The sequence below is a fragment of the Gemmatimonadaceae bacterium genome (assembly GCA_019752115.1).
Taxonomy (GTDB): domain Bacteria; phylum Gemmatimonadota; class Gemmatimonadetes; order Gemmatimonadales; family Gemmatimonadaceae; genus Gemmatimonas.
Genome location: JAIEMN010000001.1, coordinates 22696 through 38992 on the forward strand (window position 1 = coordinate 22696; position 16297 = coordinate 38992).

A 16297-nucleotide genomic window follows, 5' to 3' on the forward strand; every position below is an offset into this window, starting at 1 on the left:
CATGACCACCTCTCGCTTTCGCTGGTTGTCGGGGCTGCTGGGCGCCGCCGTGCTCAGCGCCGTCCCGCTGCGCGCGCAGTCGCCCGCCACGGCGCTCCCCGAGACCGCGCCCGGCGTGCTCGCCGGCATCGTCGTCGACTCCGCCAACGTGCCCATCCGGAACATCGCCGTGTACCTGTACGAGCGCCGGGAGCAGGTGCGGACTGGACCCGACGGCCGGTTCCGCTTCACGGGCGTGGAGAAGGGGACCTATACCCTGAGCGCCCGCTCGGTCGGCTTCATCGGCGTCACCGAACGGCTCAAGGTCCCCGCCAAGGGCGCGGTCGTGCGGCTCAAGCTCACCCAGCTCGAACGTGGGCTGCCGGCGGTGATCACGACCGCCTCGCGCGGCGGCCTGGCCGGCATCGTGGCCGACACCGCGCTGCGCGCCCTCGACGGCGCCAGCGTCAAGCTCATGGGCACCAGCTACGCCGCGAAGACCGACTCGGCCGGCCGCTTTTACTTTGCCGCCAAGCCCGGCAGCTATCTCCTGCGCATCGAGCGCAGTGGCTACGCGCGGCAGCTGGTCGGCGTCACGGTGCCGCCCAACGAAGGGCGCGAGGTCGCGGTGTGGCTCACCGAGGGGCCCACGCGCGAGAATCCGGTGGTCGGGGCCAATCTCTTTGATTTCGAGCAGCGCCACATCCGCGCGCGGCAGGTCACGTATCAGTTCTTCAGTCGCGACGACCTCGCCGCCACCGGCGCGAACGATGTGATGCAGGCCGCGGCGCGTACGACGGTCACGCCCACGAACTTCGAAGCCTGTGCGTATCTCGACGGCGGCCCGGCGGTGGCACCGCTCTGGTCCATCGCCGTAGGCGAAGTGGAGTTCATGGAAGCGCTCGTCCCCGGCCCGCGTGGCGTGCCGGGCGACATCCTGAACAAGCCCACTGGCGCCCGGGCCACCTGCAGCTACAACGTCTGGCTGCGACGATAAGGGCGCGCGAGGGCACTCCGCGCGCGCCGCGATGCTTCCCTCGAGCAGGAGTGGGTTGATGGCTTCCGGGTTACTGCGGCAGGCGCGCGTGCGCGCATCGCTGGTGGGTCTCACGATGCTCGCCGGACCGACCGGGGTGTCCGCGCAGGCGAAGAGTGCCGCGAAGGCCTCCGAAGTCCCGGCCGCGATGAGCGCCATCAAGGAGGCCGATCTCAAGCGTGATCTCTACGCGATGGCTTCCGACGGCATGCGCGGCCGTGAGTCGGGGACGCCCGATGAAATGCGCGCGTCCATCTGGGTCGCCGAGCAGCTGCGCGCCATCGGCGTCAAGCCCGTCGGCGACGACGGCAGCTACTTCCAGTGGTGGAACATGATCCGCACCCGCGTCTCGACCGTGTCGTCGAACGCGACGCTCGGCGGCCAGGCGCTCGAGCTGTGGAAGGACATCATTCCGCTCGGCAACACCAGCGCGGATGTGAGCGGCCCGGTGGTCTGGCTCGCCAATCCGGCCGACTCCACGATCGACGTGCGCGGCAAGGTCGTCGCGCTCCGCATCGTGGCGCCCAACCCCACGGCCATTCGCACCACGACCAATTCGTACGAGGTCCGCTATACGCAGGCGGCCACCGCGGCCACCAACCAGCGCCTCGCCCGCCGCGGGGCCGCCGCGATCATCATGGTGGCCGACTCCGTGACGGACATCGCCTTCGATCCGATGGCGACGCTCCGCATCCGCGGGACGTACGATGTCGATCGCGCCGCCCAGCGTTTCGCCAATCAGCCGGCGCGTGTGGAGCCGCTCCCCGCACCGCGCAACGCCCCCACGCCCACGTTCCTCGTGCGCGCCACGCGCGCGACGGCGCTGCAGCAGGCGCCGGTCGCCGAGATCCACATCCGCATGGAGCGCTTCGAGACGCCCAGCGTGAACATCGTGGGTGTGATTCGCGGCACCGATCCCAAGCTGCGCGATGAGTACGTGCTCTACTCGAGCCACCAGGACCACGACGGCGTCCGCTATCTGATCGACAAGGATTCGGTGTGGGCCGGCGCCGACGACAACGGCTCCGTCAGCGTCGCCCTCCTCGCCGCCGCCCGCGCCTTCGCAAAGCAGCCCGCCAAGCGTTCCATTCTGTTCGTGTACCACGGCGCCGAAGAGCGCGGCTTGCTCGGCTCGCGCTACCACGCCGCGCACCCCGTCGTGCCGCTCGGGCAGATCGTGGCCGTCCTGAACGGCGACATGATCGGCCGCAACCACCCCGACACCGCGTCGCTTCTCGGCATCCAGCCACCGCACCGCAACTCGAACGACCTCGTGAGCATGGCCATCAAGGCCAACAGCCTCACCGGCAAGTTCGTACTCGACTCCCTCTGGGACCGCCCGACGCACCCCGAAGGCTGGTACTTCCGCAGCGACCACGTGCCGTACGCACGCCTCAACATTCCGGCCGTGATGTACTCCACGAACCTGCACCCCGACTACCACACGCCCCGCGACAAGCCGGAGAACATCAACTATCCCAAGCTCACCCGCATGGCGCAGTGGATGTACCTGACCGGGTGGTTCGTTGCGAACGCCCCCAAGCGCCCAGCCATCGACCCCGGCTTCAAGCTGGAACGCTAGCCGCCCAACCAGCGCGCCCCTCGTCTACGCAGTACGTATGCGCCCCACGTATGCGCCTTACGTATGCGCCCCACGTATACGCAGTTCACTTCTCAACAACCGTAACCCCACCCGAAACCGGCCCAGCCACCTGCTGAACCGCCCCCGACGGCCATCGCACCGCGATGGCCGTCGCCGCATCCGCCCCATCCAATCCGAAGTACAAGGGCAGATCGGAGTGCGACAGATACCCCGACTGCCCGTCGGCCCGGCGCACGATGTTTCGGCCGTCAGGGAGCGTCACCGTCACCACCGCCCCGAGCCCCTGGCGGTTCGAGCGTGTTCCCTGCAGGCGCACCGACAACCAGTGCAGCGGCCGCTTCGTGGATAGGTCCGAGATCAGCACCTGCGGCACGTTGTTGAACTCGTTGGTCACGATATCGAGGTCACCGTCGCCATCCACGTCGAGCAGCACGCTCGACCGGCTCGCCTTCGTGCCCGTCATCGTTGCCTTGCCGGCCGCGTCAAGTGTGCACCCCGCCTTGGCCGCGTCGGGCTTCCGGCAGCGCTGACACGCATCGCTCGCCACATCGGCCCCGTTCGGTGAGCAGTCGGCGGTGTACCACACCTGCTCGGTCGCGCCATGACGGCGCGGCTCCACGCCCACGGTGAACGCGGCCCGCAGCCATCGCTTGCCGCGCGTATTGAGCAGCACGTCGTTCGGCTGATACGGGTACGGGAAGTTCATTCCCGCCGTGATGAAGAGATCGTCCCATCCGTCGCCATTGAGATCGCCCACGCTCGGCCCCCACGGCCAGTAGGTCTCGGCGTTGTAGCGATCGCTGATCTCCTCGAAACGACCACCGCCACGATTCACGTACAGGGCGTTGCCGAAGAGCACCGTGTTCGTGTCCTTCCCGAGCAGGTGGTCCTGGACATGCGTCGGGTCGGTCTTGAGCGCCTTGCTCGTCCAGTCGTTGGGATCGTAGGTGTCGATCATGTCGGAGTGCATGTCGGTCACGAACAGATCGAGCCGCCCGTCGCCATCAAAATCGAGCTGCGCAACACCCATCGCGCCAAACGGCGTCCGCGCGAAGTACTTCGCGGTGGCATCCTCGAAGCGCGTCCCACCCACATTGCGCCAGAGATGGTTCCGCCCCTGCATGTTCGGCACATACAGGTCGGGGCGGCCGTCATCGTCGATATCCACCATAAGCGCGTCGCCACTCCAGCTGCCGTCCACGAGTCCGGAGGCCTTGCTCACCTCGGCGAAGCGGTTGTCGCCCAGATTGTGGTAGAGCAGGCTGGTCTCGGTGCGCTCGGGGTGCAGGTGCCCCTGAAAGGCATCGCTCAGCCCGACAAACGCGCCGCCGGCGCCCTGCTCGTTGCCCGTGTACACGCCCACGTTCGCAACGAACAGATCGAGCTTGCCGTCGCCATCGTAGTCGAGAAACGTCGCGCCCGAGGAGTGCCCTACATAACCGACGCCCGCGCGCTCGGTGATGTCGGTGAAGCGCGTGCCGTCATTGTGGTACAGACGGTTCCCCTTCCGCACCGTCGTGAGGAACAGGTCCGGGCGCCCGTCGTTGTCGATATCGCCGAAGGCGCAGCCCACGCCAATCCGATCCACAGCGCGTAGCCCCCACGCCTCGGTGATCTCCGTGAACCGGCCGCCCCCAGCGTTCCGATACAAGGCGTTCGATCCGCGCTGATTCACGAAGAGCACATCACTTCGCCCATCGCCATCCACGTCCGCGGCACAGACGCCCTGGCCGTGGTCGTAGTGCACGGCCTTGTACGTCTTGCCGGCATCGTCCACGATCTCGTGGCGGAAGGTGATGCCACTCTCCGCCTGACGATCGGTGAAGGTGAAGCCGTTGAAGGCCGCCGAGTTGGTGGCGAAGAGCCGCTCCTCGACCGCGTGGGAACGCAACCAATCCGGGGTGCTGTCGGCGGCAGGACTGTCGGCGGAGACGGTGGTGGTGGAACGGGTCGCGCGGCGATCGGAGCAGGCGGCGAGCGCCAGAAAAAGCAGCGAAATGATGCGGCGGCGTGGCATGCAGTGCGAAGTAGATGATCACCGGTGCGAAGGGTGGGGCGGCGCCGGTGCTTCGTGAACGGCGCACATTCACATTGCGTTGGCTCGGAGGGAACCCCACTTTCCGCAGGCGTTCTTGCGCCACGGGTCGTCACGCTTTTCGTACTGCTCATGTTTGTCGTCTTTGCGGCACCGCAATTCTCACCGGCAGCGTCTCAAATGATCGAGGCCGCGCTGGCGCTTCCGGGGATCCGCCTGGGGGTCATCTCCAATCAGCCCCTGGAGCAGCTGGCGCCTGCGCTGGCCCGACGGGTGGCGGCGCACTGGCGCGTGGACGATGTCACCGACGCGACCCAGCTCGAGGGGGCCGCCCGGGCACTGGCGGCCCGTGGTGGCCGCATCGATCGCCTCTTCGGGGCGTTCGAACAGGCGCAGCTCCCTCTCGCGTTGGTTCGGGAGCGCCTGGGGATCCCCGGACTCCCCAGCGAAGCGGCGCAGAACTTTCGCGACAAGGCCCGCATGAAGGATGTGCTGCGCGCGGCCGGGGTACCGGTCGCGCGCCACGCCCTCGTGGGCTCGCTCGCCGATGCGCTCGCCTTCGTGGAGCGCGTCGGCTACCCCATCGTCATCAAGCCGCCTGCGGGCGCGGGCGCGCGCGCGACCGAGCGCCTCACCGATGACGCGGCACTCCGCCGCGCCATCGCGCGCTATGCGCCCGCGCCGAACGATCCAATGCTTGCCGAGGAGTTTCTGCGCGGCACCGAGCATTCGCTCGAAACGGTCTCCATCGACGGCACGCCGGTCTGGCACTCCATCACGCGCTACGCGCCGACGCCGCTCGAGGTCCTCGAGCAGCCCTGGGTGCAGTGGACGGTCCTCCTCCCGCGCGAGATCGACGCGCCCGAGTTCGACGACATCAAAGCGATCGGCGCCACGGCGCTCGCGGCTCTCGGCATGACCACCGGTGTCTCGCATTGCGAATGGTTCCGCCGCACCGACGGCTCGGTGGCCATCAGCGAGATTGCCGCCCGGCCGCCCGGGGCCAACATGACGACCATGATCTCGCGCGCCAATGACATGGATTTCGTCGCCGCGTGGGTCCGTCTCATGGTCTTCGGCGAGTTCTCCGCACCAGCACGGAAGTACGCCGTCGGTGCAGCCTACCTGCGCGGGCAGGGCAGTGGCGTCGTGCGCCACATCGAGGGGCTCGAGACCATCGAGCGGGAACTCGGCCATCTCATCTGCGATCACCGCCTCCCGCAGCTCGGGCACGGCCCCACCGGCAGCTACGAAGGCGAAGGCTTCATCATCGTGCGTCACTCGGACACGACGGTGGTTCGTGACGCCCTCATCCGCATCATCAGTACCGTCAAAGTCACCTTAGGCTAGGGCCGGGTCTCCCCCTGACCCCTCCCCTCTGACCCCTACCGAGCGATCCATGCCCACCGTCCTCATGCTGGCCCCTGGCTATCCAGGCGAAATGCCGCTCTTCACGCGCGGCCTCTCTCTGCAGGGCGCCACGGTGCTCGGTGCGTCCAACGGACCGGCGCATGAGCTTCCCGAACTCGCCCGTCGCCATCTGAGCGACTACGTCGCGATCCCCGATCTGTTCACCAACGCCCCGAGTGCGATTGCGCAGCTGCGGGCGTGGCTCGGCACGCGGACGCTCGATCGCGTCTGCTGCCTCTGGGAACCGGGCATCGAGATCGCCGCGCAGATCCGCGAGGCGTTCGGTGTCCCAGGGCAGGGGTACGAGCAGGCGCTCAAGTTCCGCAACAAGGATCTCATGAAGCAGGCGCTCGCCGCCGGCGGCGTGCGCGTGCCGCACCACGCCGTCGCCACGACTGCCGATGAAGTGTGGGCGGCCGCCGAACAGGTCGGCTATCCGCTCATCATCAAGCCCATCTCGGGCGCCGGCTCCATGGACACCTTCCGCTGCGATGAGCCCAAGGAGGTCTCCAATGCCATCGCGCAGCTCGGGCACGTGGCCGTGGTGGACGTCGAGGAGTTCATCGACGGCGAGGAGTTCACCTACGACACGATCTGCGCGGACGGGGTGATCAAGTACGAGCACGTGGGGCACTATCGCCCGCGTCCGCTCATCGCCCGAACGAACGAGTGGATCTCACCGCAGACCTTGAGCTACCGCCACCTCGACAACCCGTGGGTCACCGGCGGCATTGCCCTCGGCCATCAGGTGATCAAGGTGCTCGGGTACCAGACCGGCTTCACGCACATGGAGTGGTACCGCAAGAGCAACGGTGAAGTGGTCTTCGGCGAGATCGGCGCCCGTCCGCCCGGTGCCCGCACGGTCGATCTCATGAACTTCGCCAGCGATGTCGACCTGTTCGTCGGGTGGGCGGAGGCGGAGCTCAAGGGGACCTTCTCGCCGGTGATCGAGCGGAAGTACAACGCCGCTTGTATCACCAAGCGGGCACACGGGCAGGGGCACATCCAGCGCATCGAGGGGCTCGATCGCATCAAGGCCCGCTGCGGTGATGCGATTTGTGCCATCGACCTGCTCCCGATTGGCGCCCATCGGCGCGACTGGAAGAGCACGCTCCTTTCGGACGGATACATCACCCTGCGCCACGCCGACTGGGAGACCACCAAGGCGATGGCGGACTTCGTGGGAACCGACCTGCATCTGTACGCCGGCTGATCGGGCGCTGTGGCACCGCCGCCGCACCCGTGCGGGGGCGGTGCCACGAACTGGGCGCACGCCACACTGCACCAATTCGGCTCTCCGCGTCCGTTTGGGAGGGGATTCGGGCGAATGGCTGAGTTTGCCAGGCGAGCTCGACCGCGGCACACCCCTTGCCCGGAAGCACGGCGAGCGCCGCCGTCCGGCGGCCACCAACCCGAGCCGCAGCCGCCATGTCCAGGATTCTTGAGGAACCGCCGGTCGATCCCCTCCGCAGCTACTTCTCCCAGCAGTGCGTGCTGCTGACGGGGATCGCGACGGGCATGGTGCAGGCCCCGGAAACGGAGGTCGGCCAGTCACCCACCTACCAGATGGGGCGTCGCGACGGCTATCACGTTGTGGTAGCGCATCTCTCGGCGAGCCGCTCGCTCCGGGAAGCGGCCGACAAGTGCATCGCCTTCGGACGCGGTGTGGAGGAGCGCGCCGACTCGCACCCCTACGGACCGGAATGGTCGCGGGGCTTTGCCGAAGCCGCGCTCGAAGCCGCGCAGGATATCGCGATGTACGCCGCGACCTCCACAGTGCCGGCCGTCGATAAGGCGCGCCTCCGGGCTGCCCGCACCGCCGCGCGCCATCTCTCCCCGCTCCACGGCATGTTTGCGCCGAAGCCGCCCTCGGAAGCGCCGCGCAGCCACCACGAGTGGTGAACGCGCGATAGCCTCGCGGTTCCGCCGCGGCCCGGCCGGCGCAGAATCCGCCGGCCATCAGTCCCCTCCGCACGCGCGCCCCGATGCCCTCACATCGGGGCGTGTCGCATATCGGGCCGTATCCGGGCGGCTATATTGCCCGCATGACCAAGAAGCCTTCAACCGTCCTCGACCCGCGCGGCATTGATCGCACGCTGCGGCGCATGGCGGACCAGATCGTGGAGTTGAACAACGGCACCGACAACCTGGTGATCGTTGGCATTCAGCGGCGTGGCGTGCAACTCGCCGACCGCATCGTGCGGATCATCAAGGCCAACGAAGGCGTCGATGTCGTGAGCGGCGCCCTCGACATTACGCTCTATCGCGACGATCTGCAGACCGTGGGGCCGCGCCCCGTCGTGGGGGCCACCACGCTCCCCTGGACGCTCGACGATCAGAAGGTCGTCATCATCGACGATGTGCTGTATACCGGACGGACCGTTCGCGCCGCGCTCGACGAACTGGCCGACTTTGGCCGGCCGGCGCGCATCGCCCTCGCCGTACTCATCGATCGTGGTGGGCGGGAACTCCCGATCCACGCCGACATCATCGGGCGCACGGTGGAGGTGGCGCCGGGCCATCGCGTCGATGTGCTTGTCGAGGAACTCGATGGTCGCGACGAAGTGGTGATCACCGCCAAGGACGAGGACTGAGCATGGCTGGTCCCCTCGGCAAGGACCTCCTCGGCCTCGCCCCGCTCTCCGCGGAGCAGATCCGGCTGGTGCTCGATACCGCCATCCCGTTCCGCGAGATCTCCGAGCGCGCCATCAAGAAGGTGCCCACGCTCCGCGGCGCGACGATCGTCAACCTGTTCTTCGAAGCCTCCACGCGCACCCGCATCTCGTTCGAGTTCGCCGAGAAGCGGCTGAGTGCGGACACGGTGAACGTGGCCGCGGCCCAGTCGAGTGTCTCAAAGGGTGAAACGCTGGTCGATACGGCGCGCAACCTCGAGGCGATGAAGATCGATATGGTCGTCATCCGCCACCCGGCGTCGGGCGCCGCCCAGTTCCTCGCCGAGCGCATCGAGTCGAACGTCATCAATGCCGGTGACGGCACCAACGAGCACCCCACGCAGGGGCTGCTCGATCTGATGACCCTGCGCGACAAGTTCGGCGAGCTGGCCGGCCGGAAGATCTGCATCGTGGGCGACGTGCTGCACTCACGCGTGGCGCGCTCGAACATCTGGGGGCTCACCAAGCTCGGCGCCGATGTCGCCGTCTGCGGCCCCCGATCGCTGCTCCCCAATGCCATTGAAGAGATGGGCGTCACCGTCTTCAATCGCATCGAGGAAGCCATTGAATGGGCCGACGCGCTCAACGTGCTGCGCCTGCAGCTCGAACGCATGCAGGCCGGCTACATCCCGTCGCTGCGTGAGTACAATCGCGTCTTCGGCGTTACCAGCGCGCGGCTCGACAAGGCGCCGCGCGATATCGTCATCCTTCACCCGGGCCCGATGAATCGCGGCGTGGAAATCGACAGTGACGTGGCCGACGGCCCGCACTCGGTCATTCTGGATCAGGTCACGAACGGCGTTGCCGTGCGCATGGCCGCGCTGTATCTCCTCGCGGGCGGCAAGCCCGAACTCGCTGAAGCCGCCAAGAAGGGAGCCCCGTGATGTCGCGTGATCTGTTGCTCAAGGGTGGTCGCATTGTCGACCCGTCGCAGGGCCTCGATACCATCGGGGATGTGCTGCTGCGCGATGGCAAGGTCGAGGCGTGTGGGGGCGCGATCGGGACGCCCGACGGCGCCGAAGTCGTGGATGTCAGTGGGCTCGTCGTCGCGCCGGGTCTGATCGACGTGCACGTGCATCTGCGCGAGCCCGGCCGCGAAGATGTCGAGACCGTCGCCACCGGTGCGCACAGCGCCGTCGCCGGCGGGTTCACCGGCGTCTGCGCGATGCCCAACACCAAGCCCGTCACCGACAATCAGGCCACCGTCGGCTTCGTGAAGCGCCAGGGCGAAACGGCCGGCTTCGCGCGCGTCTATCCGTACGGCGCGATCTCGCTTGGCCAGAAGGGCGAAACGCTCGCCGAATTCGGCGAAATGGTCGCGGCCGGTGCGGTGGCCTTTTCCGACGACGGCAAGCCGGTCGAAAGCGCGCACCTCATGCGCACCGCGCTGGAGTACGCGCGCGCCTTCAATGTGCCGGTGGCCGAGCACTGCGAAGACATGACGCTGGCGCGCGGCGGGTCGATGAACGAAGGGCTCATGAGCGCCAAGCTGGGCCTCAAGGGCATTCCCGCCGAAGCCGAAGAGATCTACGTCATTCGCGACATTCTCCTCGCCAAGCGCACCGGTGGCCACATCCATCTGTGCCATCTGAGCACCAAGGGCTCGGTCGAACTGGTCCGCTGGGGCAAGGAGCGCGGCATCAACGTCACCGCCGAAGTCTGCTCGCACCACATCTCGCTCACGGAAGCGGCGGTGGAGGGCTACAACACCAACGCGAAGATGAATCCGCCGCTGCGCACGCAGGAGGATGTCGAGGCGCTGCAGCAGGGGGTGGCTGACGGGACGATCGATCTGCTCGTGACGGACCACGCGCCGCATCACTACGACGAGAAGGAGCGCGAGTTCGCCGATGCCCCCAATGGCATCGTGGGCCTCGAGACCGCCCTCGGGGTGAACTGCACCTACCTGCTCAAGCCCGGCATCATCTCGCTCGCGCAGATGATCGACGCCATGAGCTGCAAGCCGGCCAAGGTCTTCCATCTCCCCGGCGGAACGCTGGCCCGCGGTAGCGTGGGTGACGTCACGGTGTTCGATCCGGCGCGTACCTGGACCTGCGATCCCAAGCAGTTCAAGTCGAAGGGGCGCAACACGCCCTACGGCGGCCATACGTTCAACGGTCAGGCGCTGCTCACTGTCGTGGGCGGCCGCGTGGTGTACCGCGCGAACTGACGCACTGCGCATCATGGGCCGCGCATGAGCGCCGAACCGACGGCCGGTCAGGTGTGGGAGCAGGCGGAGGCGCTGGCCGCCGCCTGCCGCCGTCTGCATGCGCGCGGCCTGCTGGCCGGCGCCGAGGGGAATCTCTCGGTGCGACTCGCCGACGGGTCCGTCCTCGTTACCGCGTCGGGCATCGATAAGGCCCGCGCCACGGCCGCGCAGGTGGTACGGCTACACGCTGGCGGCACGCCTCATCACACCCCTGTGACGGGGGACACAACCGGTGACGTCGCGCAGCGTGACCGGGGGCTGCGCGCATCGTCGGAAGTGGGTATGCATCTCGCCTGCTATGCGGCCCGCGCCGACGTGCAGGCGATCGTGCATGCCCACCCCCCAGTGGCCACGGGGTTCGCAACGGCGGGGCAGGGGTTGCCCGCCGATGTGCTCCCCGAGCTGCCGGTGGTGGTCGGGCCAGTGGCGTTGGTGCCGTACGGGCGGCCGGGAACACCGGCGCTGGCGGCCGCCATGCAACCGTTCCTGGCCGGTCATGAGGTCTTTCTGCTCGCCAATCACGGCGTGACTACCGTGGGGCGATCACTGACCGATGCATTGTTGCGGATGGAAAGCGTGGAGCAGGCCGCGCGCATTCTGGCGGTCGCGCGGGTGCTGGGTGGGGCAGTGCGGTTACCGGACGGTGAAGCGGCGGCGCTTGCTTCGCTGCATCGGGCTGGAGAGCTTGCGGGATCGTCGTTGGTTTGACCATCGCGCTTACGAAGGTGGGCCAACCGGGCCCGCCCTGACTCACGAGGTTACGCGTGTCGATTGAAGAAGTGCGCTCCCTCGTTGCCGAACGGCAGCGCTATGACGACTGGTTGGCGGCGCTCGATGCGCGCCGGGCCGAAACCCCGGAGCGCGTCTACGAGCGCGTGCGTGGCGATTACGATGCCCGGCGTGGTGAGGTGCTCACCAAGCTCGCGGAGCACGTCGCCGAGCTCGAGATGCTGAGCAGCTCGTTGCTGCAGCAGCGCGGCGAACTCTCCACGCAGCTGGATGCCCTCGAGGAACAGCGCGTCGAGGCGATGATCCGCAATGCCGTTGGCGAATACGACAACGACAAGTGGGAAGCGCTGCGCCGCGACGTCGAAGGGCAGATCACCAAGCTCACCGACGATCGTTCGCTCGTGCAGATGGAGCTCGACGAGATCCACGCGCTGCTCGAGCAGGCGCGGCCGCAGGTCGTCGCGGTGCCGGAGCCGGAGCCCGCGCCGGTGGCGGCACCGGAGCCCGTCGCGGAGGCCCAGCCCGAGAACGCGCTCGTGGCCGAGCCCAGCGCGTCGGAGGTCGCCGTGGTCTCCGCGACTGACGTCACCGAAGAATTCGCCACGATCGACCTGCCGGCCGATGCGCCCAGCGCGTCGGACGACGCCGGTCTCCCGGCGTTCAGCGCCGATATCACGGACGACATCAGCGCCGACACCGTCGAGATGGCGGTGTTCACCATCCCCGAAGCCGACGCGCCGGCGCCGGTCGCCGACGATGCGCTCCCCGACCTGGTGACGATGGCTGAGGGCGTGGACATCATCGAGGAAGCCCCGTTCGTGGTCCCCGAGGCGCCTGCGCCGGCCCCGTACGCCAACCGCGAAGTGGACGACGCGCTGGCCATGTTCGCCGAGACGCCCGTCCAGCCGATGAAGGCCGTCCCGGAGCCCTCGGCGAGCGCGCCGCAGTCGCCGGCCGCGCAGCCGAACGTGCCGCCCATCGACCCGTTCGATGACCTGGCGTTCCTGCACTCCGTGATCGCGCCGTCGGGCTCCCAGCCCGCTATCCCCGCGGCCACGGTGACGCCGCCATCGGTGCCGGTCTCGGGGACCCCCACCGAACCCGCCAAGACGCTGCGCTGCACCGAATGCGGCACGATGAACCTGCCCACGGAGTGGTACTGCGAGCGCTGCGGCGGGGAACTCGCGGCGTTCTGATCGAGCACCGACGGTCGGGAACGACAAAGGGCCGGACTCAGTGAGTCCGGCCCTTCGTGCATCCAGCGAACCGACCCGCGGCGTTACGCTGCCTTGGCCGACTTCGCGATGCGGCTCTTCTGACGAGCCGCGGCGTTCTTGTGGATGAGCCCCTTCCGGGCCGCGCGATCAAGCAGCGAGGCGGCGGTGAGGCGGTCGTCGGCCGCCGCGTTCGCTGCCTTCGCCTTCTTCACGGCGGTACGCAGCGCCGAGCGCTGTGCGCGGTTACGCACCGCAGCCGCACGCGACTTCCGCAGATCCTTCTTTGCGGACTTGATATTCGGCACGAAAAAGCTCCCCTAGGTCCTGAAATCCGAGTTGGTGAACGACAGACTGGGGAACTTATCCGTCTCCGGGGTATGGGTCAAGCGGTGGTCCGCGAACGACTTGGGCAAAGCGCACGGGACAGCCTCCGCCGCGCTTTGACACCCCCCGCCCGGACCACTACCTTCCCGATCCGATTTGCTTGCATTCGCGTTCCGGTTCCCGTGCCGGACGCGACCCTTCCGCCCCTGCCGCCGCGTGGACTTTCAAGCGCTTGCTCTCGTTGCTCCCGGGCTGCTCTTCGCCATGGTGGCCCACGAGTACGCGCACGGCTATGCAGCCATGAAGCAGGGGGACCTGACCGCCTACTCCCTCGGGCGGCTCACGTTCAATCCCCTCAAGCACATCGACCCCTTCATGACCGTCATTCTTCCCCTCGTCCTCTGGGCGATGGGAGCCCCGATCTTCGGGGGCGCCAAGCCGGTGCCGGTCAACCCGCGCAATTACCGCCACTACCGCCAGGGCGACATCATCGTCTCCCTCGCCGGGGTCGCCACCAACCTGATGATCGCCCTCGTCTCGGTGCCGATCATCGTCGGCCTCGGCGTCCTCGGCCAGCAGGTCCCGGGCATTGAACGCCCCCTCGCGGTCCTCCAGCGGATCGTCGAGGTCAGCATCCTGATCAACCTGTTCCTCGCGGCGTTCAATCTGCTCCCCATCCCGCCGCTCGACGGGTCTCACGTCTTCAAGTACCTCCTGCCCCCAAAATGGGCGCTCCAGTACCAGCGCCTTGGCGGGCTCGGCTTTTTCCTGCTCTTCGCCGTGCTCTCCTTTGCCCGGCCGGTGATTTCGATGTGGCTTGCCCCCGCTTACTATCTGCAGAGGGTGGCCGAGCTGTATTACTTCCGGTACATGCTGCCCAACCCATTCGCCGCGTGATGGCCGCGTGATCGCACCCAACTTCCGCCCGCTGGACTCCGAGGCTTCGGCCTCCTTTGTCGTCGAGCTGAGCCAGTTCACCGGCCCGCTCGATCTGCTGCTGTCGCTCATCCGCGACGAGCAGGTCGACATCTACGACATCCCGATCGCCCGCATCGCCGAACAGTTCCTCGCGCGCATCTCCACGCTGGGGCTCGACGAAGCGGCCGATTATCTCGAGATGGCGGCCCGTCTGCTCCGCATCAAGGCGCAGATGCTGCTCCCGCGCGCCGACGGCGAAGAGACCTGGGAAGACCCGCGTGCCGAACTGGTGCGTCGCCTGCTCGAATACCAGCAGATGCGCGAAGTCGTCGATCTCCTCGAGCGACGTGGCGAGGAGCGTCGGCATCAGTTCCCGCGTCGCTTCATCGCGACGGCGGCCGACATCACGCCGATCAATGCGCCGCTGTCGCTGTCGCTCGGCGAGCTGCTCGCGGCCGTCGATCGCGTGCTGCGCACGACCAAGGAACCGAAGATCCACGAAGTCGTCCCGCGTGCCCTCGACGTGGCGGGCGCGATGACCACCGTGCGGACCGTGCTGGCGATGCGCCGCGGCTGCCGCTGGTCCGACCTCGTGGCCCGTGACGCGGAGCCGTGGCAGATCCTGTCCGTGCTCCTCGCCCTGCTGGAGATGGCGAAGCTCGGCGAGCTGCGCATCGCGCAGCACCGCCCCTTTGCCTCTGTGGAGATTCAGCGTGACGCCGTTAGCGAAGCTGCTTGAAGCCGCCCTCTTTGCGGCCCCTCGCCCCATCGCGCTCGAGGCCCTCGCGGCGCTCGACCCCGAGGCGAGTCCGGCCGCAGTGAGTGCGGCGCTCGACGAGCTCCGCGAGCACTACGATATCGATGGGCATGGCGTCGAACTGGTCGAACAGGGTGGTGGCTGGCAGATCCTCACGCGCGCCGAGTTCGCCGAGGCGATCGAGCGGGCGCAGGTCGCGGTGCGTCCGCAAAAGCTGTCGGCGGCCGCGCTCGAAACGCTTGCCATCGTGGCCTACCGTCAGCCCATCGGCCGCGCCGAGATCGAAGAGATTCGTGGCGTGGCCGTTGGCTCGGTGCTCAAGTCGCTGCATGAGCGCGGCCTGATCGACATCGTCGGCCGCAGTGAAGGCATTGGCCGTCCGTTGCTCTACGGCACCACCCCGCAGTTCCTCGAACAGTTCGCGCTCCGTCACCTCGAGGAGCTGCCGCGCGCCGACGAACTCGCGATCGCCCTCCGGGGCGCGGGGAACGCCGCGGTCGCGCCCGAGTGACGCCGCCGCGGAAGAAGTCAGGCAGCAAGGGCGGCGTCGGCGGTTTTGGCGCCAAGAAGAGCGCGCCCCGCAGTGAAGGCGCGCCCACGCCCGAGTGGCGCAAGAAGAAGCCCAAGCCCAAGACGCCCCCCAACACGAACAACCGCAAGGGCGGTACCGTCGAGGCACGCGATGAGGGCCCCATGCGCGTGCAGCGGGCCCTCGCGCGCGCCGGGGCCGTCTCACGCCGCGAAGCCGATCGCGCCGTCGCCGAAGGGCGCGTGCAGATCAACGGCGTGCGCGCCGAAATCGGACAGCTTGTCGATCCGGCGCGCGACGTGGTCACCCTCGATGGCAAGCGCATCGCCACGAAGGTCACCGAGCATCGCTGGATCGTCCTGCACAAACCCGCCGCCGTCATGACGACGCGCCGCGACCCGGCCGGCCGCACCACGGTGTTCGATCTCATCGACGACGTCCCCGGGCTCGTCTACGTCGGCCGCCTCGACTTCATGACCGAGGGTGTGCTCCTCCTCACCACCGATGGCACAGCCGCCCACGCGCTCACGCATCCGAGCCGCGAGGTCGAGCGCACCTACGTGGCCACGGTGCAGGGCGATGCCGTCACCGCGGCGCGCGAAGCCCGCAAGGGCATCGAGCTCGAGGACGGCCTCGTCACGCCGGTCGAAGTCCTCGCCCACTCTCTCGGCGGGCGACGCTGGGCCTTTGAGATCACGATTACCGAAGGCCGGAACCACGAGGTGCGCCGCATTTGCGAAACCCTCGGCCTCCAGGTCGAGCGCCTCGTCCGCACCCGCTTCGGCCCGGTACGCCTTGGGGCCATGGAGAGCGGCACCGCGAGAGCGCTGACCAGCACCGAACGGGAAGTCCTCGACGCCCTGATCGGCGCGTAACGGG

At 67.9% G+C, this 16297-nt stretch carries 16 protein-coding genes; 14 read left to right on the top strand and 2 right to left on the bottom strand.

Features of this window, described 5'->3' with window-relative positions; genetic code table 11:
* The first annotated feature begins 1 nt into the window (after nucleotide 1).
* Nucleotides 2-976 (top strand): carboxypeptidase-like regulatory domain-containing protein, encoded by a 975-nt coding sequence (locus tag K2R93_00105; GenBank protein ID MBY0488213.1) that lies wholly within the window; start codon nucleotides 2-4, stop codon nucleotides 974-976.
* Between the two features lie 58 nt (nucleotides 977-1034).
* Nucleotides 1035-2597, top strand: a complete 1563-nt coding sequence (locus K2R93_00110) for a M28 family peptidase (GenBank protein ID MBY0488214.1) — start codon at nucleotides 1035-1037, stop codon at nucleotides 2595-2597.
* 85 nt (nucleotides 2598-2682) lie between these two features.
* Here K2R93_00110 and K2R93_00115 read toward each other — a convergent pair whose 3' ends face one another.
* Nucleotides 2683-4635: a CRTAC1 family protein gene (locus K2R93_00115; GenBank protein ID MBY0488215.1), complete on the bottom strand. Its 1953-nt coding sequence runs from the start codon at nucleotides 4633-4635 to the stop codon at nucleotides 2683-2685.
* A 150-nt stretch (nucleotides 4636-4785) separates the two neighbouring features.
* Between K2R93_00115 and K2R93_00120 the strand changes: the two genes are divergently transcribed.
* The 8 genes from K2R93_00120 to K2R93_00155 all read left to right on the top strand — a co-directional run bounded on the left by K2R93_00120 (nucleotide 4786) and on the right by K2R93_00155 (nucleotide 12869).
* Nucleotides 4786-6003 (top strand): ATP-grasp domain-containing protein, encoded by a 1218-nt coding sequence (locus K2R93_00120; GenBank protein ID MBY0488216.1) that lies wholly within the window; start codon nucleotides 4786-4788, stop codon nucleotides 6001-6003.
* Between the two features lie 49 nt (nucleotides 6004-6052).
* On the top strand, nucleotides 6053-7276 hold the full coding sequence (locus K2R93_00125) for an ATP-grasp domain-containing protein (protein ID MBY0488217.1): 1224 nt from the start codon (nucleotides 6053-6055) through the stop codon (nucleotides 7274-7276).
* A 215-nt stretch (nucleotides 7277-7491) separates the two neighbouring features.
* Nucleotides 7492-7965 carry a hypothetical protein gene (locus K2R93_00130; protein MBY0488218.1) on the top strand — a complete coding sequence of 158 codons (474 nt, stop codon included), beginning with the start codon at nucleotides 7492-7494 and terminating at the stop codon, nucleotides 7963-7965.
* Between the two features lie 143 nt (nucleotides 7966-8108).
* Nucleotides 8109-8657, top strand: coding sequence for a bifunctional pyr operon transcriptional regulator/uracil phosphoribosyltransferase PyrR (gene pyrR / locus K2R93_00135; protein ID MBY0488219.1), 549 nt, complete (start codon nucleotides 8109-8111; stop codon nucleotides 8655-8657).
* A 2-nt stretch (nucleotides 8658-8659) separates the two neighbouring features.
* Nucleotides 8660-9619 (top strand): aspartate carbamoyltransferase catalytic subunit, encoded by a 960-nt coding sequence (locus K2R93_00140; protein MBY0488220.1) that lies wholly within the window; start codon nucleotides 8660-8662, stop codon nucleotides 9617-9619.
* Complete coding sequence (locus K2R93_00145; GenBank protein MBY0488221.1) at nucleotides 9619-10905, top strand: dihydroorotase; 1287 nt, start codon at nucleotides 9619-9621, stop codon at nucleotides 10903-10905. Before K2R93_00140 ends, K2R93_00145 begins: the two co-directional genes overlap by 1 nt.
* 24 nt (nucleotides 10906-10929) lie before the next feature.
* Nucleotides 10930-11652 (top strand): class II aldolase/adducin family protein, encoded by a 723-nt coding sequence (locus tag K2R93_00150; protein MBY0488222.1) that lies wholly within the window; start codon nucleotides 10930-10932, stop codon nucleotides 11650-11652.
* A gap of 71 nt (nucleotides 11653-11723) precedes the next feature.
* Nucleotides 11724-12869, top strand: coding sequence for a hypothetical protein (locus tag K2R93_00155; protein ID MBY0488223.1), 1146 nt, complete (start codon nucleotides 11724-11726; stop codon nucleotides 12867-12869).
* Nucleotides 12870-12952: 83 nt separating this feature from the next.
* On the opposite strand, the gene rpsT is transcribed toward K2R93_00155, so the two are convergent.
* On the bottom strand, nucleotides 12953-13195 hold the full coding sequence (gene rpsT, locus K2R93_00160) for a 30S ribosomal protein S20 (GenBank protein MBY0488224.1): 243 nt from the start codon (nucleotides 13193-13195) through the stop codon (nucleotides 12953-12955).
* A gap of 235 nt (nucleotides 13196-13430) precedes the next feature.
* On the opposite strand from rpsT, the gene K2R93_00165 reads away from it, so the two are divergent.
* From K2R93_00165 to K2R93_00180, 4 genes are read left to right on the top strand one after another with little or no spacing between them, the layout of a single operon-like run.
* Nucleotides 13431-14111 (top strand): site-2 protease family protein, encoded by a 681-nt coding sequence (locus tag K2R93_00165; GenBank protein ID MBY0488225.1) that lies wholly within the window; start codon nucleotides 13431-13433, stop codon nucleotides 14109-14111.
* 7 nt (nucleotides 14112-14118) lie between these two features.
* On the top strand, nucleotides 14119-14871 hold the full coding sequence (locus tag K2R93_00170) for a segregation/condensation protein A (protein MBY0488226.1): 753 nt from the start codon (nucleotides 14119-14121) through the stop codon (nucleotides 14869-14871).
* On the top strand, nucleotides 14846-15400 hold the full coding sequence (scpB, locus tag K2R93_00175) for an SMC-Scp complex subunit ScpB (protein ID MBY0488227.1): 555 nt from the start codon (nucleotides 14846-14848) through the stop codon (nucleotides 15398-15400). Before K2R93_00170 ends, scpB begins: the two co-directional genes overlap by 26 nt.
* Complete coding sequence (locus tag K2R93_00180; GenBank protein ID MBY0488228.1) at nucleotides 15397-16293, top strand: rRNA pseudouridine synthase; 897 nt, start codon at nucleotides 15397-15399, stop codon at nucleotides 16291-16293. The genes scpB and K2R93_00180 overlap by 4 nt, the downstream gene beginning before the upstream one ends.
* The last annotated feature ends 4 nt before the right edge of the window (nucleotides 16294-16297 follow it).